Below are 18,837 nucleotides of genomic sequence, written 5' to 3' on the forward strand. Positions count from 1 at the left end.
CAGAGGGGCTCACAACAGTGGCTTATGGCTATGCGAGCCGCACAGGCCCATGTCGTTCAACACCAGAAGAATGCTTAACATGACAAAACGAGAAGCTGTGATCGTCGGCGTGGCCGACCTGCCACTGAAGGACGGCAAGGTCCTTGCGCCCATGTCGGTCCTGCAGGCCCAGGCGCTGGTCGCCCGCGACGCGCTCAAGGATGCGGGCATTCCGATGAGCGAAGTGGATGGCCTGCTGACCGCCGGCCTGTGGGGCGTGCCCGGTCCGGGCCAGTTGCCGACCGTGACGCTGTCGGAGTACCTGGGGATTACCCCGCGCTTCGTGGACGGCACCAACATCGGCGGCTCGGCCTTCGAGGCGCACGTGGCGCATGCCGCCACCGCCATCGAGGCTGGCCGCTGCGAGGTGGCACTGATCACCTACGGCAGCCTGCAAAAGAGCGAGATGAGCCGCAACCTGGCCGGACGCCCCGCCGTGCTGACCATGCAGTACGAAACCCCTTGGGGCATGCCCACGCCGGTGGGCGGCTATGCGATGGCGGCCAAGCGCCACATGCACGAATATGGCACCACCTCCGAGCAACTGGCCGAGATTGCGGTGGCCACGCGCAAGTGGGCGGCGCTCAACCCGGCGGCCACCATGCGCGAGCCGCTGTCGATCGAGGATGTGCTCCAGAGCACGATGATCTCCGACCCGCTGCACCTGCTCGATATTTGTCTGGTGACCGACGGCGGCGGCGCCGTGGTCATGACCACCGCCGAGCACGCCAAGGCGCTCGGGCGCAAGCCGGTGTATGTGCGCGGTTATGGCGAATCGCACACCCACTGGACGATTGCCGCCATGCCCGATCTGGCACGCCTGACAGCGGCCGAGGTCGCGGGCCGCGATGCCTTTGCCATGGCGGGCATCGGGCACGATGCGATCGACGTGGTCGAGGTCTACGACTCGTTCACCATCACCGTGCTGATGACGCTCGAAGCGCTGGGTTTTTGCAGGCGCGGCGAGGGCGGTGCTTTTGTTTCCAAGCAGCGCACCTCGCCGGGCGGTGCATTCCCGCTCAACACCAACGGTGGCGGTCTGTCCTATGCGCACCCCGGCATGTATGGCATCTTTCTGCTGATTGAGGCGGTGCGCCAGTTGCGCGGCGAATGCGGCCCGCGCCAGATCGCGAATGCCGTGACCGCGCTGGTCCACGGCACCGGCGGCACGCTCTCCAGCGGGGCCACTTGCATTCTCTCCAACCGGTGAACACCATGTACGACAAACCCCTGCCCGTCATCGATGGCGAGAGCCGCCCCTATTGGGCCGCCCTCAAACAACACCGCCTGACGATCAAGCGCTGCACAGACTGCGGCAAGCACCATTTCTACCCGCGCGCCCTGTGCCCGCACTGCCATTCCGACGCCGTCGAATGGGTCGATGCGCGCGGCACTGGCACCATCTATAGCTACACCATCGCGCGCCGGCCGGCCGGTCCGGCCTTCAAGGCCGACACCCCCTACGTGGTGGCGGTTATAGACCTCGACGAAGGAGCGCGCATGATGACCAATATCGTCACCGACGATGTGGATGCGGTGCGCATCGGACAGCGCGTGACGGTGCAGTACGACGACGTGACCGAGGAGGTCACGCTGCCGAAGTTCCGGATCTTGTAACAACGAGGTTTCACGCATGGACTTCATCATCGATCCCGACACCGTGGCCATTGCCGAGACGGTGCTGCGCTTCGTCGAGCGTGAAGTGCTGCCGCTGCAGCAGCGCCACCATGACCAGCTGGGCAGCGAACGCACCTTGTTCGATGCCAGCGACCGCTATGTGCCCGAGGTGCTGGCGCTGCGCCAACAGGCGCGCAAGCGCTCGGCCGAGTTGGGTTTTTACACTCTGTTTGGCGACGAAAATCTGGGCGGCGGCGGTCAGGGCGCGCAGGTCATGGCCCATGTGCAAGAGACCCTCAATCACAGCATTGGCCCGGCGCAAGCGCTGGTCCATACGGTGGTGCTGCCGTCCCCCTTTACCAACGGCCTGTCGCCAGTACTGCGGCACCTGGACCCCGAGGTGTTTGCCGGTTACCGATGACGGAATCGCCAGCGGCAACAAGACCCTTTGTTTCGGCCTGAGGGAGCCCGATGCCGGCTCGGATGCGTTCGCGATGAAGACCCGCGCGGTGCGCGACGGCGACGAGTGGGTGCTCACCGGCACCAAGCAGTGGATCACGAACTCCCCCTACGCCGACTACGCCATGGTGTTCGCGCTGACCGACGCCGAAGCTGCGGCCCGCCACAAGGGCGGCGTCACCGATTTTTTCGTTGGCACGCGCGCGCGGATTTTCCGTGCCGCGTGTCATCAACACCAAGGGCCACCTGGGCGGTGACACCGGAGTCATCGTGCTCGACGGCGTGCGGGTGCGCGACGACCACCGGCTCGGTGAAGTCGGGCTCGGTCTGGCGGTGGCGATGGACGGCGTCAACGCCGGGCGCATGGGCATGGCGGCTTCTTGTTTGGGCCTGGCGCGTTGGGCGCTGGACCAGGCAGTGGAATATGCCAAGGTGCGGAAAACCTTTGGCCTGCCTATTGCCGAGCACCAGGCGATCAAGCTCATGCTGGCCGATAGGGGTGATCTCACTTTCGGTGCAAAACATCCGATTAGGAGCCAAGGGTAATCCCTAGGATTTTGTCAGCTGAGCCCATGTCTTCACCCCTCTTGCTGTGTTTCAAGGAAAGCCCATGCAGATGAGCTACAGGTTACGAACCACAGCGTGTGCCTAGCTGTTGTGTCTCAATAGGTTGTTCACCCGAATGGTTCTGGGAGACTGGAGGTACCACGCTTCAGGATCACAGAGGAATCCCACCGGATGAACAGCCATAAGAATGCCAGACTCACCTTCGAAGGGCGTAAATTGTTCGTAGAGCGCATCGCCGTCATGGGGCTGATGCCTGCGGCCTCGGCCGCAGGCATCAGCGAGCGCACCGCCCGTAAATGGCTCAAGCGCTTTGCCGAACAAGGCCTGGCCGGCTTGTATGACCGCAGCTCGCGCCCGCAGACTACACGCACGACATGCGACGCGGCGCTGTGCCGGCGCATTGAACAGCTGCGTCGCAGCCGTATGCCCATGCGCAGCATTGCCCGGATCGTCGGGCGCAGCGTGTCAACCATCAGTCGTCTGCTCGCTCGCCTGGGCCTGTCCAGCCTCAAAGCCCTGGAGCCTGCGAATCTCGCGGTGCGCTATGAGCGTCAAAGGCCCGGCGAGCTGCTGCACATGGACACCAAGAAGCTCGGACGCATCGTCGTCACGGGCCACCGCGCCACTGGCGATCCACGCGACCACACCCGAGGTGCAGGCTGGGAGTTCGCACATGTGGCCATCGACGACCACTCCCGCGTAGGCTTCGTACAAATGCACGCTGATGAGCGCAAGGGCTCGGCCGTGGAATTCCTCAAGGCTAGTGTTGCCCACTACGCGGCCTTGGGCGTGAAGATCGAGCGGTTGATCACCGATAACGGCGCGGCCTACCGCTCACGTCTGTTTGCACAGACCTGCCAGGCCATGGGTATCAAGCACAGCTTCACTAAGCCCTATCGGCCGCAGACCAATGGCAAGGCCGAGCGCTTTATCCAGACTTGCCTGCGTGAGTGGGCCTATGGCCGCGTGTGGTCAAACAGCGCCGAGCGAACGGCCGGGCTGCCCGCATTCCTGAGCTACTACAACGCCCGAAGGCCTCACTCAGCCCTCGGGCACAAACCTCCCGCATCCAGACTCGGCGGGAATAACCTATTGCAACTCAACATGTAGGGCTCTAAATGGCTTGAAGTCATGTTCACTGAAACAGAAACTCTTATCGCTATGCGGTTTGGAAACACGCTGCTCTTGCTGTGCATACCCCTCGGCGCTCTGTGCGCGCAAGGACTACACGCGGTTGCGTCCTTGGCCGATCAGGCGGTTGAGATGGCGGCCAGCCGTGTAGAACGCGTTGTCGGTGAATTCAAGCAAGGTTGCGCGCAGAAAACCGCAGACCTCAAGCACTTGTGTTTTCTCGGACAGCGCTTTCGTTGCTGAAGGAGCACGATGCACGACGGCGCGCGCATATGCTCGAATCCGTGCTCCGCCGATTGCAGAGATGTCCCACAGATGGACCCCCAGCTCTTTCAGGAAGGCAATCTTTTTGCTGGCCTCTCGAAGGGAATGAAGCCCATGCTTTCCCGGTGGCTCCTTGAGCCATTCCAAATTCGTGCCACCTGTTCTCCCTTTTCGCCCGGAATAAACGGCCTTCAGAGCCTTTTGAGCAAGCGCCTCAGTGACATTGAGGCGCACGACCTCGATCGCGGCGACAGTCTCGGCTTCAAATGCGCGGCTGGCGATGCTTCGTAGGACCCGCTCATGGGGGATAAGCAACTGGTTATCGAGCAGCCAAAGCTCCCCACGCTTAACCAAGTCCTCGGTCGAAACAGCGGTGCTCGCCAGAGCCTTCAACGCAAGACCGAGGTCGTCGAGCTTCTCTGGAGTTGCAGGCGCCAGGTTGGCGAGGTTCTCGAGAACCCACTGCCTGTGGGCAGTTAGCGTTGTAGGTCTCTTGTACAGAGACTTGAGTGATGCAATGGACGTCTGCCGCAGCTGCAGTTCCGCGCAGAGGTACTTCAAAAGAAGCGCTGGGATGAGCGTCAGGTTTTCGAGATGCCGTCCAGAGGCTCGCAGAAAAACGAGAAGGATCGCCGGCCCAAGTGCATTGTCTCGGTACCGCGATCTCAGAGCATCGACATCTTCTTTGGACAGCCGAAAGCACAGACCAATATCTATATCGGTGAGGGTCTTGGGGAACGAGGTCGTGCCTATATTGAAGCGCTGATGAAATCCTGACATTTCTCCTGCCTCCCTGGATGGGGCACTCTGGCAGCAGGATGAAGGCCAGTCAAGGTGTCGCAGAGTTCAGGGTTTACCCGTAATGGGAAGCGTAAAAACCTGCGCGTGAATGGAGGTCACCTCGTGATGCGCATCCCCGACGGAACGGGCGAGATTCAGCGCCGTACCATCGCGCGCCAACTGCTGACCGGACAGGTGGACCTGTAGGTTGTGCCCAGCCTGGGCCCGGCGCGTGCCGATCCTCTGCAATGCGCAACAAGGAGATCGATTGACATGATGAAAGGGCACGAACTGTTTGCGGGCGGCCACCGGCTCGCCGCCGGCACCTGGGGCGACGTGGGCGCCGGGCGACCGGCCATTGTCATGATGCACGGCGGGTTGGACTGCATCACCACCTGGAAGGATCTGCCGCAAGCGCTGGCCGAGGTCAGCGGCTGGCCCGTGTTGGCCTACGACAGCCATGGCTATGGATGCTCCGAGCGTCTGGTCGGCGGGCGTGAACCAAGCTATCGGAGCGAGGAGGCCGGACCGGTGCTCGGTGAGGTGCTGCGGCACTTCGACATCCGCCCGGCTCTGATGTTCGGCCACAGCGATGGCGGTGCGATGTCGCTCCTGGCTGCGGCGGTGCATCCTGAGCGGGTGTGCGGCGTGCTCGCCTGTTCGCCTGTTCGCCGACGATCACCATCGATCAGTTCATGGTCGATGCCATGACGGGTGCGCGCCGCGCGTTTGAACACGAGGGGCTGCGCGACAAGCTGATGCGCCACCATGGCGACAACACCGACGCGATGTTCTGGGGCTGGTACGAGCCCTGGGCCAGCCCGCGGGCCCTGCAATGGGACATGAATGCCGAGCTTGCCGCGGTGCGCTGCCCGGTTTCCGTGCTGTTCGGTAATGACGATGAATATGGCTGACGGCCCAGCGCAATTTCCCTGTTTCGCCACGGCCTGATGCCGCTTGAAGTGATGGCACTGCCTGGAGTCGGCCACCATCCGCAGCAGCGCGCGCGCGGCGAGACGATCGGCATGTTGCAGCGGCTGCTCGGGCGCATCGGACACAGCGTCTCGGCCGGAAGCGAGGACACCGGCCGATGACGGACGCCGAAGAGTTTGCCTACGCGATGGTGCTCCAGCTTCAATATGCCGCCGTCAGTGCAGGCCGCGGCATGCCTGGCGGGCCAGCATGCTTGCCAGCGGAGAGAGGTCGGTCAGGTGGTCCAGGCGAGCCACCAGATCGATCAGCTCGTCGCCCTCGGCCGGGGTGAGCGCGGGCTTGACCAGGCGGCGGAACTTTTCCTCCAGCCGCTGCTGCTGCTCCAGCAGGTCGCTGGCGGGGCGTCCGCTGTCGTGGCGCTGGCGCAGCACGGCGCCGTCCTGGGTCTCGATCACCACTTCGCTGAGGGTGAGCCCCGGGCACTGGGGCGCGAGCAAGACCTGCACGCGCCCACGCAGCGCCACGACCTCGGGCGCACGCACGGCTTCGTCACTGAACCCGTCCAGTCCCGCTGTGTCAATCCCCGCCAGCGCCATCGCCACTGTGTGGCGCAGACTGAACTTGGCCTCCAGCCCGGTGCGCGGTTCGGCAAGGTTGCACACGCCCTCGCTGGCCGCGCCGGCCCGTACCGTCACGTGGATCACGTCCTCGGGTTGCAGTGCATGTTGGAGACGCAGCTGGCGCGCGGCCTCGATGGCGGCATGGGTGCCGTAACAGGCGGCGTGAAATTTGAACAGATTGTGGCGCAGGTGCCAGCCGCCGTCCGGCGCGGCCAGGACCGCTTCCAGCGATGCGGTGCCACCGTGTGTGGCGATGAAGCCTTGCGTACATTCGATCGCATCGGCACGGCTGGTGAAGCCACGCGCGGCCAATTGGGCCGCCTGCAGGCCGTCGGCACTGGCGCGCCCCGCGTGCAAGGGCTTGCACATGGTGCCGAACATCGATTTCAGTCCGGCCGCCGTGGTGCTGGCGATGCCCAGCGCGGTCGCGGTGTCGTCGGCGTCGAGCTGCAGCAGGCGCGCGCAGGCAGCGGCCGCGCCCAGCGTGCCGAGCGTGGCCGTGGTGTGAAAACCGTTGGAGTACTGTGCGTCGCCGGTAGCCAGCCCCAGCTGGCACATGGTTTCATAGCCGGCGGCGAAGGCGGTCATGAAGTCGCCTCCGCTGGCGCCATGCGACTCGGCCAGGGCCAGCAAGGCCGGGATCAGGACCACCGAGGGGTGGCCGGTGCAGGCCATGTTGAGGTCGTCGTAATCGAGCGCGTGCGAGGCCGCGCCATTGATCAACGCCGCCTGTCGGCTGGAGGTCGTCATGGCGTGCCCGACGACGGTGGCCTGGGCGTGGCCTCCCTGCTCACGGGCTTCTTCGGCCAGCATGTGCACCAGCGGCTCGCACGCGCCCGCCAGCGTCACCCCCATCCAGTCGAGCAGGCATTGCCGGACCCGCAGGCGCACATCCTCCGGCAGGTCGTTGTAGCACAGGGCAGCACTGCGTGCGGCCAGTTCCCGTGTGATGTCAGTGGTTGGGCGCGAGGCCGACGATGCGGATATAGAGGCCGTGGTCACGCTCACTTCAGCGCCCCTTCCAGACCGGTTTGCGCTTTTCCCGGAAAGATTGGGGGCCTTCCAGCGCATCTTCACTGAGGTAGACGGCATCGAACGCGCGGTTCGAGGCGCGCAGCGCGGCGGTACGGCCCATCTCGGTGGACAGACGCACCATTTCCTTGGCCGCGCGCACCGTCAGCGGCGCATTGGCCATGAGACGGGTCGCCAGTTCTTTGGCGCCTTGCAGCGCCTGCCCCTTGGGCATCAGGCGGTTGATGTAGCCGAGTTCGTAGGCGCGCTGCGCTGTCAGCGGTTCGCCTGTCATCGCAACTTCCATCAGGATGCGCTGCGGCAGCATGTGGATGACGGGCGCCGCCCACGGCATGCCGCGTCCGACCTTGGCCTCGGTAATAGCGAATTTGGCGGTTTCGTCCGCCACGCACAGGTCGCACATCTGCGACAGCAGCCAGCCGCCCGCATAGGCATAGCCCTGCACGGCGGCGATGACGGGCTTGGTGACCTCGATGTTGTCGCCGAGCACGGCGATGAAGCCCGCCGGCGGGATGCGCAGCTGGGTGTCGGCGGCTTCCACAAGGTCCATGCCGGCGCAGAAATTGTCACCCGCACCAGTGAGAATCGCTACCTGTGCCTCGGCGTCGGCTTCGAAGCGACGCCAGACCTCGAAGAAGCCATCGCGCACGGCGCGGCTCAGCGCATTGCGGCGTTCGGGGCGGTTGATGGTGATGATGGCGATGCCGTCGCTCACCTCATAGAGAAGTTCATTGGTCATGGGCTCAATCTCCTGGTCAAGTTGTGGTTCCGCTCTCTTGGGGCGCGTGCCGTCAATTCACGCGGGTCCGGTTCCGGACGGTAGCCGAGCGCGCGCGAAATGTTTGCAGCGAGTTCCATCACCAGGCGCTGCAGGTCAGCCGCCGCGGCGCGACCGCGCTCAATAGGCGCGGCGATGATCAGCGCCGCATTCACGCGGCCGCCGGGCTCGAAGATCGGGGCCGAAAAACCGGCCACATCCGGTGTGACTTCCCCGAACGTGAAGGCCACGCCGGTTTTTCGAACCTGCTCGATGATGCGCGCCAGTTGCTTTCGGTCGGTGACGGAGCGTGGGGTCAGTGCATGCAGGTCGGCGCTTTGCAGATATTCGTCGCGCCACGCCTCGTCCTGGAACGCCAGCAGCACGCGCCCGGCGGAGGAGGCAAACAGCGGTCGTGTCGTTCCTTCCGGCACGGCGTATCGGATCGCTCTTGTGCTCTCGACGATGGGGCCGTAAATGAGTTGACCCTCCGCGCGGTTGATCTTGGCGATCAATGTGGTCTCGCCGGACCGCGCCACCGCTTCGCGCAGGAACGGCATGGCCACGATGTCAAGCGAGCTGGCCGAAACCAGCGCGGCCCCCAGAGAGAACGATGCAGGGCCCAGCCGATACACCGCGCCGCTGCGTTGCAGGTAGCCATGCGCCGTGAGGCCCCGCAACAGCGAGAGCACGCTGGTTTTCGGTGCGTGCATCGACTCGCACAGCTCGGCCAGGGCCATGCCCGGGGGCTGCCCGGCCAGCAGCTGCAGCAGTCGCAACACGCGTGCCAGCGACATCGGCGCACCGTCTGCCCGGTGTGTAGCACCTACTCGTTCGTACCGGGCTGTTGCTGGATGGTTCATGGGACTCATGCTTTTGTTCCGATATCAGACTGGTTGTTCTAGTATCAAATTAGCACTAATATGCAAAAGCTTCAATCAGGTTTTCCTCAATACAAGACGATGAGGTGGCCTGACGTCAAAAAAATCAGAGGGGACACAGATGACAAACCCACCCAACCAGACTGCACCCGCCGGGGGGCCGCTCGCGGGCGTGCGGGTGATTGACCTCAGCACAGTGCTGATGGGGCCGTATGCGACCCAGATTTTTGGTGACCATGGCGCCGACGTGATCAAGATCGAATCCCCCGAGGGCGATTCGACGCGCTGGATCGGCCCCGGGCGCCATCCCGGCATGGGCCCGCTGTTCCTGCACCTGAACCGCAACAAGCGCAGCGTGGTGCTCGACCTCAAAACCGCGCAGGGCGCGGCCGCCATGCGGCGCCTGATCGAAGGCGCCGATGTCTTCGTGCACAACCTGCGACCGGCCTCCATCACCCGGCTCGGGCTGGACTATGAGAGTGTGTCGGCGATCAATCCGCGCATCATCTGGTGCGGCGTGTATGGCTACGGCGAGGACGGCCCCTACGCCGGCCGCCCGGCCTATGACGACCTGATCCAGGGCGCGGTCGGCATTGCCGACTTGCAGCAACGCAGCGGGGCAAGCGAGCCGCGTTACGTGCCGCTGACGATTGCCGACCGCATGGTCGGCCTGCATGCGGCGCACAGCGTGGCCATGGCGCTGTATGGGCGCGAGCGCACCGGGCGCGGCTGCCGCATCGACGTGCCGATGTTCGAGACCATGGCCAGCGTGGTGCTGTCGGATCACCTGTATGGCCGCACCTTCGAGCCGCCCAGCGGTGACGCCGGTTACGTGCGGCTGCTCTCGCCCGGGCGCCGGCCCTATGAAACCAGCGACGGCCACATCTGTGCGCTGGTCTACAACGACGGACACTGGCAGCGTTTTCTGCGCGCCATCGAGCGCGACGATTTGCGCACCGATCCGCGCTTCGCCGACTTGAGCAGCCGCACCCGGCACATCGACGAGGTGTACGGCTTTCTGGGCCAGACGCTGCGCGGGCAGAGCAGCGATCACTGGCTGGCGCTGTTCGAGCAGATCGACGTGCCGGCGGTGCCCCTGAACAGCATCGAGTCCCTGCTGGACGACCCGCACCTGGCGGCGGTGGGCTTCTTCCGCCAGGTCGAGCACCCGTGCGAAGGGGAGATCCGCACCTTTGGTACGTCGGCGCGCTGGGTGGGTTACGACGTCAGCCAGTTGGCGCCCGCGCCGCGACTGGGGGAGCACACCGAATCGGTTCTGCGCGAATGCGGCTTTGATGCAAGCGCGCTGGTGTCCTTGCTGGTCAGTGGCGCAGCAGTGTCGGAAGCCGCCGGTGTCCAAGTGTCAGCATGAGAAACGCTTGGCCACTCTGCTGCCCGAAGGCGCTCGCGCCGCAGCCTGCCAGGGCGAAGCTACTACAATGAAAGCCCCGGCATTGACTGCAATCAGACTGACCGGCGTGCTGGGCGCGGAACTCTCCGGGCTCGACCTGTCCCAGCCGCAAGGGCAGGATGACTGCGCAGCGTCTGGCTCGCGCATGGCGTCGTTTTTTTGCGCGACCAGCACCTCCACGAACGAACACTTTCTGGTTTGCGCCAAGGCCGTTAGCACCCGGCGGAATACCCGTTCATGAACGGCATTGAGATCGCTAGGCCGAAGCCGGTCGTGGCGCTGCTGCAGTTTTTATAATATTTACGCACCGGAAAGAAGGCAGAGTTGACCTGCCAGCTTCCGCTGGCAGGTGGGTTCTCTGGTGTTCCGGGATAACCGCTGCACACGTCACACTCTGTCAACGATTACCACGGCCTCCGCCGGGTCATCATGCACCGCACGCATCACGCTTGCAAGTGACAGGCCTCCTCAGTTGGTAGGGACGCCTCTGTACAGGGCTCACAGAATCAAGTCCGGTTTTGGCTTTGCCGGGGTACGTGTATGCACAGGGCCACCACTGCGTCGGTCAGGTCATCAATCGAGATGCCCATTTTGGGGTTGAACCACTGCGCTGACCCGTTCAGCATGCCAAAGATCAAATTCCGCGCAAGCGGCACCTCGACTTGCAAGTAGCCGGTCGACGAGAGTGCTTGAAGCACGGGCATCCATGTCGCTTCGTAGTCACCTTGCAGCTTAGCGATGACGTTGCGCTGCCTGGTGTTGAGAGAGCGGGACTCGTAGAGCACCGCATGCATGAAGTCGCTACTTTGCCCAAGTAGCGTATCGAAATGCGATCGGATCAATTGCCGCAGCGTGGTTGCAGCGTCATGGGTGGCAAGTAACACGATTGTCTGACGCGCCAGCGCGCGACGCAGGCCTTCCTGCACCACTTCGTACAACAGCTCATCCTTGCTTGCGAAGTGACAAAACAATGAACCGGAATGCATGCCGACGGCGCTGGCGATGTCGCGCGTGCTCGTACCGTTGAAGCCGTGGCGTCGAAACAGTTTGGCCGCGGCTTTGACGATATCTTGGCGGCGGTTGCCTTCATTCCGCTCTTGCAGCGTCTTGGGTGGGCGGCCTCGTGGCCGCTTGGCAGCTACGACAGTGGGGAGCGGGCGAGTGGAACACATCATCGGTGAACGAGTAGCGATGCCTGCCACCAGTGGCGGTTCGCAAGCTCGGGCCGCCCCGAAAACGGCGGTCGGAGGTCCTGATCGTATTCTGACCCTCGGTTCTGGTGGCCGGTGCTGGGGATGACAGCCATCGGCTCAGTACGACTTCGGCAAACCCAGCACGTGCTCGCCGATGTAGTTGAGCAGCATCTCATTGTTGATAGGCGCGATTTCCAGCAAGCGGATCATGGGCCACAGCGTGATGATGTCGTAGTCGCGATCGAACCCGTAGCCGCCGTGGGTTTGCAGCGCGGCCTCGACGGCCGCCACCGCCGCCTGCGAGCCCAGCAACTTGGCCATGTTGGCGTGCGCACCGGCGTCTTCGCCGGCGTCGAAGCGCTCGGCCGCGGAGTAGGTCATCAGGCGCGCGGCTTCGATCTGGGCCTTGGCCTGTGCCATGCGGTGTTGCAGCGCTTGGTAGGAGCCGATCGGCTTGCCGAAGGGTTTGCGATCGTTGGCGTAAGCCACGGCCTTGGTCAGCGCATAGTCGCCCAGGCCCAACGCCGCGCCGGCGGCCAGCAGGCGCTCGGAATTCAGGCCGTCGAACATCAGCTTGGCGCCCTTTCCGGCTTCGCCGATCAGCGCGTCGGCGGGCAGCTTGACGTTGTCAAAGAACACCATATACTGGCGCTCGGCGGTTTCGACCTGGATGTTGAGTTGCGTCAGCTGGATGCCGGGCGTTTTCATGTCGAGCACGAACAGCGAGATGCCGTCGGTGCGGTGCTTGACCTCGCCGGCCTTGGTGGTGCGCGCGATGACCAGCATGTAGTCGGCATCGCGCGCGCCGGAGATGAAGACCTTCTGGCCGTTGAGCGTCCAGCCGCCGTCGGCGTTGGGCGTGGCCAGCGTGGTCATGGCGAAGCTGTTGGTGCCGGCGTTGGGTTCGGTGATGGCAAAGCACAGCTTCTTCTCGCCGGTGCAGGTGGGGGTGACGTATTTGCGGATCTGCTCGGGCGTGCCGTGGCGCATGATCGGCACCCGGCCCAGGCCGGTGACGACCAAGAACAGTGTGGGCACGCCGGCCAGCGCCAGCGCCTCGTTGAGCGCGGTGATCTCCAGCACGCCGCCGCCGGATCCGCCGTACTCTTCGGGGACGGACAGGCCGAGCAGGCCGAACTCGCCGAGTTTTTGCCACAGCTCGTCAGGGAAGCGGTCTTCCTGGATGCACTGGAGAATGTAGCTGCGCGGGTACAGGGTGGTGACGCCGCGGGCGGCTTCCTGCACGTCTCGGATACGCTCGCGCAGCGCTGCGGAAGCAGTGTTGCCAATGGCGGTGGTTGCCGGGGTGTTCATGGTGTGTGTCTCCATCTTAGATTGGGGGCTGGGGGCAAAAGTTGTCAAAGTGACATGTCGGCCGGAATCGGAACTGGAAAATCGAGCAGCATCTGCGCGAAGGCTTTGCCCTGCGAGTCCATGCGGACTGAGGCGATGCCGCCGCCGCCCAGGGCTTCGTGCAGCAGAAAATTCAGCGCGTGCGTGCCGGGCAAATCGAATCGTCGCACGCTGCCCTTGACCAGGTGGGCGAACCAGGCCGCCACCGCCTGCTCGGTCAGGGCGGCTCGGATGAAGGGCAAGTAGCCGGACTTGCGCGCCAGGATGCCGATGTTGGCGGCGTCGCCCTTGTCGCCGCTGCGCCCCCACGCCAGTTGCACCAGCGGCACCGTGCGTGTGCCGCGCGCAAAGGCATCGGCGGCAGGCAGCGGGCCTCCGACCTGGGGCAGGGTCGCCGGGTCAAACACCTGGCCGTGCCATGATGGTGCTTCCACGGTCTGGTCGCCCATGTCGATGCTGGCGGCCACCTGTGCCTTGGGCACCAGGCAGGAGAATAGTCGAACCACTGGCTGCACCTTGGGTCGGCCGCCGGTGAAGCCAGTGATGGCCGGGGCCGACATCAGGGCCAGCGGCGCCACTTCGCGTGAAAACAGTTCGAGCGCGTCCTTGACCGGATGGCGCACGCCGACCTTGAGCATCACTTCGCGCGCATCGGGCCGCGCATGGGGGCCATAGGTGTCTTCGGCGCCAATGGCTTCGATGCTGGTTTCGGTGAAGTCGGGCCAGCCGCGCTCGCGGTAGTGGCGTCGCATGCGCGCCAGCATGGCGGCACCCACGCGCTGGGCCTTGGCGCCGGCATCGATGCCGCCAATCATGAACAGGCTCATGGCCCGAAAGCCGTCGGCGTACGTGACACTGACCTTGGCCTGGTCGGTCGGCGGGAGGCCGCGCGCGCCCTTGACCTCGACGCGGTCGGGGCCGATCTGCGTCAGCGTCACGCCGGTGAAGTCGCAAACGACGTCGGGCAGGATGTAGGCGCGCGGGTCACCGATTTCGTACAGCATCTGTTCACCCACCGTGGAGGGGCAGACCAGCCCGCCAGTGCCTTCGGGCTTGGTGATGTCGAAGCTGCCGTCAGCGCGGCATTCGGCGATGGGGAAACCCATGTCGTCCCAGCCCGGCACGGTGTCCCAGTCGGTGTAGTTGCCGCCGGTGGCCTGCGTGCCGCACTCGATCAGGTGACCGGCCAAGCTGCCCTGCGCGAGCAGATCGTGGTCGGCGGCGGTCCAGCCAAAGGCATGGATCAGCGGCGCCAGCGTGACCGCGCTGTCGACGCAGCGGCCGGTGACCACGATGTCGGCGCCGGCCGCCAGCGCGGCTGCAATCGGGAAGGCGCCCAGATAGGCGTTGGCGCTCATGACCTTTTGCGGAAACGGGCTGCCTGCAAACATCTCCTGGGTGCCGGCTGCGCGCAGCGCTTCCACCTGCGGCATCAGGTCGTCGCCCAGCACGGCGGCAATTTTCAAATCCACGCCTTCGGCCTGTGCCGCCGCCGCCAGCGCGGCGCGGCAGGCGGACGGGTTGACGCCGCCCGCGTTGGCAATGACCTTGATGCCGCGCGACTTCAGTTCCTTCATCAGGGGCCGGAGGGTGGCCACGAAATCCGGTGCATAGCCCAGTGCCGGGTCTTTGGCCTTGGCGCGGCTGAGCAGCGACATGGTGATTTCGGCCAGGTAGTCGAACACCAGGACGTCGATGTTGCCGCGCTGCACCAGTTGGGCGGCGGCGAATTCGCTGTCGCCCCAGAAGCCCGAGGCGCTGCCGATGCGGAGGGTTGTTTGCTTCATGAATAACTCCTATTGTTGATGGGGTCAGCGCAGGGGAGTGGGCATACTGCGGGGCCAGAACACGCGCCAGATGCCCTTGGCGGTGGCGCAGACGGTGCCATTGGCGTCCAGGAACTCCCCTTCGGCAAATGCCATCGTGCGGCTGATGCGCACCACACGGCCGCGCGCCTCGAAGCTGTCGCCCAGGGCGGCATTGAGGAAGGTGATGTCGAGGTTGATCGTGAACTGGCGCAGCTCGAAGGGGTCGATGTCGGCCGCCTCGGGCATGGCCAGCAGCGAGGAGATGATGGCCCAGCCCAGCGCGCCGTCAAACATATAGGAGATGACGCCGCCGTTGAGCACGGTGTCCGAACCGCCGCCGCCGCGTTGCGTGGGCAGGGCCTGGGGCAGCCGCACGATCGCTCGGCCCACGGCGGTTTCTTCAACCTCCAGCCCTTGCGCTTTCAGAAACAGGTTGTCGTTCCAGCTTTGCTTGTAGGCGGCGATGCGGTCCAGTTGGGGGGCATTCATGTGTGGGTTCCTGTAAGGGGGTTTCAGGCGCTGGCCGAATGGTTGCGCAGCAAGGCGTCCAGCGTGTTTTCCAGATGCGCCAGCGAGTTGCATTCGCGCGCGATGTGGCAATAAGGCGCATAGCGCTTCATCTCCGAGTCGCCCAGGCCCCAGAACGAGACGGGCTCGGGGTTGAGCCAGATGACCCGGCGCGCGCGCTGGTAGAGCCGTTGCATGACGTGCGCCTGGGCCTGGCCGCGGTTGTTGCGCGCGTCGCCGAGCATTAACACGGTGGTGCGGCGGTCGATGTCATCGAGCAGCTGCGCTTCGATGTCGAGCAGGGTCTGCCCGTAGTCGGTGCCGCTGCCGCCTACCGCCTGCATCACTTTGTCCACCGCCTGTTCGACCGGCAGCGACTCGAAGGTGTCGCTTACCTCGACTAGGTGGTTGGTGAAGGCAAAGCTGCGCAGGTCGCTCACCTGCTCGCCCAGGCTGTGCAGGAACAGCAGCAGAAAGTGCGCGTACTGGCGCACCGAGCCGCTGACGTCGCAGATGGCCACCACTCGCGGCCGGTCCACCACCCTGGAGCGCCAGAAGGTCTCGAACATCACGCCGTCGTAGGCCGCGTTATTGCGCAGGGTCTTGCGGAAGTCGAGCTGGCCGCGCACGCGCTTTTTCTTGCGCCGCGAGTGGCGCTCGGCCAGCCGCTTGGAGATTTTGCTGACGATGACGTGCATGCGCGCGAAATCGCGTTTTTCGATGTTCGAAAGCTTTTGCGATTGCAGGAAGTCGTCGTGCAATTGGCGCGTGGGCGCCGTGCCGAAGAGCGCGAGCTTGCGTTCGACAAAATTGCGCACCTCCTCGAACAATTTCTTGCGCGCCAGTTCGAGTTCGCGCGCGCGCGCGGGTGCCAGCGTCTGGCGTTTGGCGTCGGAAATTTCGCGGTCCAGCAATTCCAGGCCCATGGCTTGCTGGATTTTCTGGGTGTAGTGGCCTTTTTGGGTGAAGAACCAGATGTCGGTCAGGCCGACCTCGCGCGCAGCTTCCTGCATGCGCTTGGCCAGTGCCGCCGAGTCACCCGCCAGCAGCAACTGCGACAGGGCTTGGCCGCCTCTGCCCTGGCAGCCGCCAGGCCCGCCGGAACCGGTGGCCGCCGTGTCTTGGGGGCTCTGGGCGCTTTGTGCGGGCGGGTCTTGCGCCGGTGCGCTCAGGTTTTCAAAGGCGCTGAAACGGAAGAATCGGTCAAAGGCGTCGTCGAACAGGGCGCGGTCCGGGGTGGTCTTCGCCAGTGTCGCGCCCAGCGCGCTTTTGAGCAGGGCGCGGTCGCTCCAGCCGACCAGCGCCACGGCGCGCGCCGCATCGATCTGGGCGTTCAGGCTGACCTCGAAGTCGCTGCCGCGCAGCGCCTTGAAAAAGTCTTCAAGCGTGGCTTGCACGGGGCATCTCCGCGTCCTTGCGCGCTTGCTGCAGCAGGGTGGGCAATTGCTCGCTGGCCGAGGCAATGTCCTGCTCGAACTTGAGGAAGACGTTGAGTGTGCTCTTCACCATGTCCAAGCTCAGGTGCTCGGCGTGCAGCAGCAGCAGTGTTCTGGCCCAGTCGATGGTCTCGCTGACCGAGGGCTGTTTTTTCAGGTCCATCTGGCGCACCGCCTGGATGAAGGCGACCAGTTCGCGGTTCAGTGTGTCCGACAGGCCCGGCACGCGACGCTCCAGAATGCGCCGCTCCAGCTTCGCCTCGGGGAATGGAATGTGCAAATGCAGGCAGCGGCGCTTGAGCGCGTCGCTCATCTCGCGCGTGTTGTTGCTGGTGAGAAAGACGAGGGGCTTGACCTTGGCCGTGATGGTGCCGAGTTCGGGCACCGAGATCTGGAAGTCCGACAGCACTTCGAGCAGGAACGCCTCGAACTCGGGGTCGGACTTGTCGACCTCGTCGATCAGCAGCACGCAACCGCGCTCCTGGTGCAAGGCCTGGTACAGGGGTCGCGGCTCCAGAAAATGCTCGGAGAAGAACAGGTCGTCGTGCGCATGCAACCTGTCCATGGAGGCGGCAAGGCCGACGGCGCCCTGCATCATCTCGCCCAGTTTGTCCTTGAGCAGTTGGGTGTACAGCAACTGCTTGCCGTATTTCCACTCGTACAGGGCCTTGGATTCGTCCAGCCCTTCGTAGCACTGCATGCGGATCAGGGGCACGTCGAGGATCTCGGCCATGCCCTTGGCCAGTTCGGTCTTGCCGACGCCGGCCGGGCCTTCGACCAGGAGCGGCTTTTCCAGGTTGAAGCCCAGATAGACGGCGGTGGCGATGTCGCGGCTGGCGATGTAGTCCACCCCGGCCAGGCGTTGCGCCAGGCCGTCGATGGAATCAAAGTGGGGTTGGTGCAGTGTTTTCATGGGTTTCCTTGGGGCGCAGCATTCTTTCGCCGGCTTGAAGTTGTCGGGTGTCCGCGATGCCGCGGGCAATGCCCTGCACCAGGCGCAGGTCGCGCGACAGGGTGAGCAGTGCCGGTTCATGGTCGTCCAGAGCCGCTGCAAAGGACTCACAGGCGCCTTGCCAGCGATCAAACAGTCTGCGCGCGCCCAGGTTGAAAGCCGCCAGCGCCTCGTTCGGCCCGTGCTGGTCCAGATGCCGGGCGGCGTGCCGGGCCACCGGCGAAAGGGCGTCGAGTTCGAGTTGCAAGCCACCCAGATCCCGGGTCAAGGCAGGGGGGCGGGCGGCGCTGCGAAACCAGCGCGCCAGCGCATCCAGTTCGGCTTGCATGGCGCCAAGCATGGCCCCCAGCAGCAGCGCATCTTCGATCGCGCGCAGCGGTCGCGCGATGGTGTCGAAAGCCTGTCCCGGATCGCCCAGGCGTTGGTTTTCCGGCACCCGGCAGCCGACAAGGCGCAGGCCGCAATGGCCGAGCGGCGCCAGTCCGCGCACTTTGTCGTCCAGTTCGCGGGTCAGGCCCAGTGTGTCGGCCTCAACGACGAACGCATCGAAGCGCTTGCGCCCCTCGTGCTCGCCGCTGACGGCCAGCACGATGATGGCGTCCGCCGACGGGCCGTTGCTGACGTAGGCCTTGTGGCCGTCAAGAAGCCAGTTGTCGCCGTCCTGCACCGCCCGGCAACCCAGGTGTTTGGGGTGCGCACCTGCGCCGGGCTCGGAGATCGCGAGTGCCAGCAGCGCGTCGCCCCGCGCCATGGATGCCAAAAGGGCACGATGCCGGTCGCTACGCAGATTCGGCGCCAGCACGAAGCGCCCCAGCATCTGCTGCATCATCCACGCCATGCCGAGGCCCTGGCTGGCTGATTCCCGGGCGACGATGCCGGACAGCGAGCTGACCCGCACGGCGTCCGCGATGGGCGGCCCGCCATCGCGGTCGAAGCCCACACCGAGCAAGCCGTTGCTACCGAGATGGCGCCACCAGGCACGGGGGAAGCCGTGCGCGCCGTCAGGCGCTGGCGCGTTCGCCAAGGCCAGGCGCATGGCTTCGGGCAGTGCCGAGACCGGCACCGTTTTTGCAGGGGATGGAGAGCGGTTCATAGGC

At 64.7% G+C, this 18,837-nt stretch carries 22 protein-coding genes; 11 read left to right on the plus strand and 11 right to left on the minus strand.

The genetic code is table 11. The annotated features are described in order from the left end of the window. Nucleotides 1-79: 79 nt before the first annotated feature. The 6 genes from C8C99_RS23510 to C8C99_RS23525 all read left to right on the plus strand — a co-directional run bounded on the left by C8C99_RS23510 (nucleotide 80) and on the right by C8C99_RS23525 (nucleotide 3,792). Nucleotides 80-1,249, plus strand: a complete 1,170-nt coding sequence (locus C8C99_RS23510; RefSeq protein WP_108627384.1) for an acetyl-CoA acetyltransferase — start codon at nucleotides 80-82, stop codon at nucleotides 1,247-1,249. Nucleotides 1,250-1,254: 5 nt separating this feature from the next. Further along, nucleotides 1,255-1,656, plus strand: coding sequence for a Zn-ribbon domain-containing OB-fold protein (locus C8C99_RS23515; RefSeq protein ID WP_108627445.1), 402 nt, complete (start codon nucleotides 1,255-1,257; stop codon nucleotides 1,654-1,656). Nucleotides 1,657-1,672: 16 nt separating this feature from the next. Beyond that, nucleotides 1,673-2,077 (plus strand): hypothetical protein, encoded by a 405-nt coding sequence (locus C8C99_RS24270; protein ID WP_233247476.1) that lies wholly within the window; start codon nucleotides 1,673-1,675, stop codon nucleotides 2,075-2,077. Further along, on the plus strand, nucleotides 2,061-2,372 hold the full coding sequence (locus tag C8C99_RS24275; protein ID WP_233247478.1) for an acyl-CoA dehydrogenase family protein: 312 nt from the start codon (nucleotides 2,061-2,063) through the stop codon (nucleotides 2,370-2,372). The genes C8C99_RS24270 and C8C99_RS24275 overlap by 17 nt, the downstream gene beginning before the upstream one ends. Continuing rightward, complete coding sequence (locus C8C99_RS24280; RefSeq protein ID WP_233247480.1) at nucleotides 2,332-2,661, plus strand: acyl-CoA dehydrogenase family protein; 330 nt, start codon at nucleotides 2,332-2,334, stop codon at nucleotides 2,659-2,661. The genes C8C99_RS24275 and C8C99_RS24280 overlap by 41 nt, the downstream gene beginning before the upstream one ends. A gap of 192 nt (nucleotides 2,662-2,853) precedes the next feature. Then, complete coding sequence (locus C8C99_RS23525) at nucleotides 2,854-3,792, plus strand: IS481 family transposase (protein WP_108627385.1); 939 nt, start codon at nucleotides 2,854-2,856, stop codon at nucleotides 3,790-3,792. 114 nt (nucleotides 3,793-3,906) lie between these two features. Here C8C99_RS23525 and C8C99_RS23530 read toward each other — a convergent pair whose 3' ends face one another. Continuing rightward, entirely contained in the window at nucleotides 3,907-4,857 is a 951-nt protein-coding gene (locus C8C99_RS23530) for a DUF4158 domain-containing protein (protein ID WP_108627386.1), read from the minus strand. Nucleotides 4,858-4,962: 105 nt separating this feature from the next. Between C8C99_RS23530 and C8C99_RS24285 the strand changes: the two genes are divergently transcribed. The 4 genes from C8C99_RS24285 to C8C99_RS24000 all read left to right on the plus strand — a co-directional run bounded on the left by C8C99_RS24285 (nucleotide 4,963) and on the right by C8C99_RS24000 (nucleotide 5,951). Next, a complete protein-coding gene (locus tag C8C99_RS24285; RefSeq protein WP_233247482.1) occupies nucleotides 4,963-5,064 on the plus strand; it encodes an acyl-CoA dehydrogenase family protein in 102 nt (33 codons plus the stop codon). 66 nt (nucleotides 5,065-5,130) lie between these two features. Continuing rightward, entirely contained in the window at nucleotides 5,131-5,568 is a 438-nt protein-coding gene (locus tag C8C99_RS23535) for an alpha/beta fold hydrolase (RefSeq protein WP_108627387.1), read from the plus strand. Continuing rightward, nucleotides 5,553-5,771, plus strand: coding sequence for a hypothetical protein (locus tag C8C99_RS23540; protein WP_108627388.1), 219 nt, complete (start codon nucleotides 5,553-5,555; stop codon nucleotides 5,769-5,771). The genes C8C99_RS23535 and C8C99_RS23540 overlap by 16 nt, the downstream gene beginning before the upstream one ends. Nucleotides 5,772-5,807: 36 nt before the next feature. Further along, nucleotides 5,808-5,951 carry a hypothetical protein gene (locus C8C99_RS24000; protein ID WP_158274193.1) on the plus strand — a complete coding sequence of 48 codons (144 nt, stop codon included), beginning with the start codon at nucleotides 5,808-5,810 and terminating at the stop codon, nucleotides 5,949-5,951. 54 nt (nucleotides 5,952-6,005) lie between these two features. Here C8C99_RS24000 and C8C99_RS23545 read toward each other — a convergent pair whose 3' ends face one another. From C8C99_RS23545 to C8C99_RS23555, 3 genes are read right to left on the minus strand one after another with little or no spacing between them, the layout of a single operon-like run. Then, on the minus strand, nucleotides 6,006-7,412 hold the full coding sequence (locus C8C99_RS23545) for an MmgE/PrpD family protein (RefSeq protein WP_158274194.1): 1,407 nt from the start codon (nucleotides 7,410-7,412) through the stop codon (nucleotides 6,006-6,008). Between the two features lie 7 nt (nucleotides 7,413-7,419). Then, a complete protein-coding gene (locus C8C99_RS23550; RefSeq protein ID WP_108627390.1) occupies nucleotides 7,420-8,181 on the minus strand; it encodes an enoyl-CoA hydratase-related protein in 762 nt (253 codons plus the stop codon). Then, nucleotides 8,178-8,996, minus strand: a complete 819-nt coding sequence (locus C8C99_RS23555; RefSeq protein ID WP_108627391.1) for an IclR family transcriptional regulator — start codon at nucleotides 8,994-8,996, stop codon at nucleotides 8,178-8,180. Before C8C99_RS23555 ends, C8C99_RS23550 begins: the two co-directional genes overlap by 4 nt. A gap of 205 nt (nucleotides 8,997-9,201) precedes the next feature. Between C8C99_RS23555 and C8C99_RS23560 the strand changes: the two genes are divergently transcribed. Next, nucleotides 9,202-10,452, plus strand: coding sequence for a CaiB/BaiF CoA-transferase family protein (locus C8C99_RS23560; protein ID WP_108627392.1), 1,251 nt, complete (start codon nucleotides 9,202-9,204; stop codon nucleotides 10,450-10,452). Between the two features lie 545 nt (nucleotides 10,453-10,997). Here the strand turns inward: C8C99_RS23560 and C8C99_RS23565 are convergent. The 7 genes from C8C99_RS23565 to C8C99_RS23595 form a co-directional block, all read right to left on the minus strand. Next, nucleotides 10,998-11,666 (minus strand): TetR/AcrR family transcriptional regulator, encoded by a 669-nt coding sequence (locus tag C8C99_RS23565; protein WP_108627393.1) that lies wholly within the window; start codon nucleotides 11,664-11,666, stop codon nucleotides 10,998-11,000. Between the two features lie 135 nt (nucleotides 11,667-11,801). Next, entirely contained in the window at nucleotides 11,802-12,998 is a 1,197-nt protein-coding gene (locus tag C8C99_RS23570) for an acyl-CoA dehydrogenase family protein (RefSeq protein ID WP_108627394.1), read from the minus strand. A gap of 44 nt (nucleotides 12,999-13,042) precedes the next feature. Beyond that, nucleotides 13,043-14,824, minus strand: coding sequence for an acyclic terpene utilization AtuA family protein (locus C8C99_RS23575; protein ID WP_108627395.1), 1,782 nt, complete (start codon nucleotides 14,822-14,824; stop codon nucleotides 13,043-13,045). 24 nt (nucleotides 14,825-14,848) lie between these two features. Next, entirely contained in the window at nucleotides 14,849-15,334 is a 486-nt protein-coding gene (locus C8C99_RS23580) for a PaaI family thioesterase (RefSeq protein ID WP_158274195.1), read from the minus strand. A gap of 23 nt (nucleotides 15,335-15,357) precedes the next feature. After that, nucleotides 15,358-16,749: a VWA domain-containing protein gene (locus C8C99_RS23585; RefSeq protein WP_108627397.1), complete on the minus strand. Its 1,392-nt coding sequence runs from the start codon at nucleotides 16,747-16,749 to the stop codon at nucleotides 15,358-15,360. Continuing rightward, nucleotides 16,733-17,701, minus strand: coding sequence for a MoxR family ATPase (locus C8C99_RS23590; protein ID WP_108627398.1), 969 nt, complete (start codon nucleotides 17,699-17,701; stop codon nucleotides 16,733-16,735). Before C8C99_RS23590 ends, C8C99_RS23585 begins: the two co-directional genes overlap by 17 nt. Next, nucleotides 17,673-18,833 (minus strand): acyl-CoA dehydrogenase family protein, encoded by a 1,161-nt coding sequence (locus C8C99_RS23595; protein ID WP_108627399.1) that lies wholly within the window; start codon nucleotides 18,831-18,833, stop codon nucleotides 17,673-17,675. Before C8C99_RS23595 ends, C8C99_RS23590 begins: the two co-directional genes overlap by 29 nt. Between the last annotated feature and the right edge of the window lie 4 nt (nucleotides 18,834-18,837).

The sequence above is a fragment of the Acidovorax sp. 107 genome, assembly GCF_003058055.1.
GTDB lineage: Bacteria > Pseudomonadota > Gammaproteobacteria > Burkholderiales > Burkholderiaceae_C > Acidovorax.

Excerpts from the sequence above, each read along its gene's own strand:
- C8C99_RS23510 (WP_108627384.1), top strand. The coding sequence starts at position 80 with ATGACAAAACGAGAAGCTGTGATCGTCGGCGTGGCCGACCTGCCACTG.
- C8C99_RS23515 (WP_108627445.1), top strand. The coding sequence starts at position 1,255 with ATGTACGACAAACCCCTGCCCGTCATCGATGGCGAGAGCCGCCCCTAT.
- C8C99_RS24270 (WP_233247476.1), top strand. The coding sequence starts at position 1,673 with ATGGACTTCATCATCGATCCCGACACCGTGGCCATTGCCGAGACGGTG.
- C8C99_RS23525 (WP_108627385.1), top strand. The coding sequence starts at position 2,854 with ATGAACAGCCATAAGAATGCCAGACTCACCTTCGAAGGGCGTAAATTG.
- C8C99_RS23530 (WP_108627386.1), bottom strand. The coding sequence starts at position 4,857 with ATGTCAGGATTTCATCAGCGCTTCAATATAGGCACGACCTCGTTCCCC.
- C8C99_RS23535 (WP_108627387.1), top strand. The coding sequence starts at position 5,131 with ATGATGAAAGGGCACGAACTGTTTGCGGGCGGCCACCGGCTCGCCGCC.
- C8C99_RS23540 (WP_108627388.1), top strand. The coding sequence starts at position 5,553 with ATGGTCGATGCCATGACGGGTGCGCGCCGCGCGTTTGAACACGAGGGG.
- C8C99_RS24000 (WP_158274193.1), top strand. The coding sequence starts at position 5,808 with ATGCCGCTTGAAGTGATGGCACTGCCTGGAGTCGGCCACCATCCGCAG.
- C8C99_RS23550 (WP_108627390.1), bottom strand. The coding sequence starts at position 8,181 with ATGACCAATGAACTTCTCTATGAGGTGAGCGACGGCATCGCCATCATC.
- C8C99_RS23555 (WP_108627391.1), bottom strand. The coding sequence starts at position 8,996 with ATGTCGCTGGCACGCGTGTTGCGACTGCTGCAGCTGCTGGCCGGGCAG.
- C8C99_RS23560 (WP_108627392.1), top strand. The coding sequence starts at position 9,202 with ATGACAAACCCACCCAACCAGACTGCACCCGCCGGGGGGCCGCTCGCG.
- C8C99_RS23565 (WP_108627393.1), bottom strand. The coding sequence starts at position 11,666 with ATGATGTGTTCCACTCGCCCGCTCCCCACTGTCGTAGCTGCCAAGCGG.
- C8C99_RS23570 (WP_108627394.1), bottom strand. The coding sequence starts at position 12,998 with ATGAACACCCCGGCAACCACCGCCATTGGCAACACTGCTTCCGCAGCG.
- C8C99_RS23575 (WP_108627395.1), bottom strand. The coding sequence starts at position 14,824 with ATGAAGCAAACAACCCTCCGCATCGGCAGCGCCTCGGGCTTCTGGGGC.
- C8C99_RS23580 (WP_158274195.1), bottom strand. The coding sequence starts at position 15,334 with ATGAATGCCCCCCAACTGGACCGCATCGCCGCCTACAAGCAAAGCTGG.
- C8C99_RS23590 (WP_108627398.1), bottom strand. The coding sequence starts at position 17,701 with ATGAAAACACTGCACCAACCCCACTTTGATTCCATCGACGGCCTGGCG.
- C8C99_RS23595 (WP_108627399.1), bottom strand. The coding sequence starts at position 18,833 with ATGAACCGCTCTCCATCCCCTGCAAAAACGGTGCCGGTCTCGGCACTG.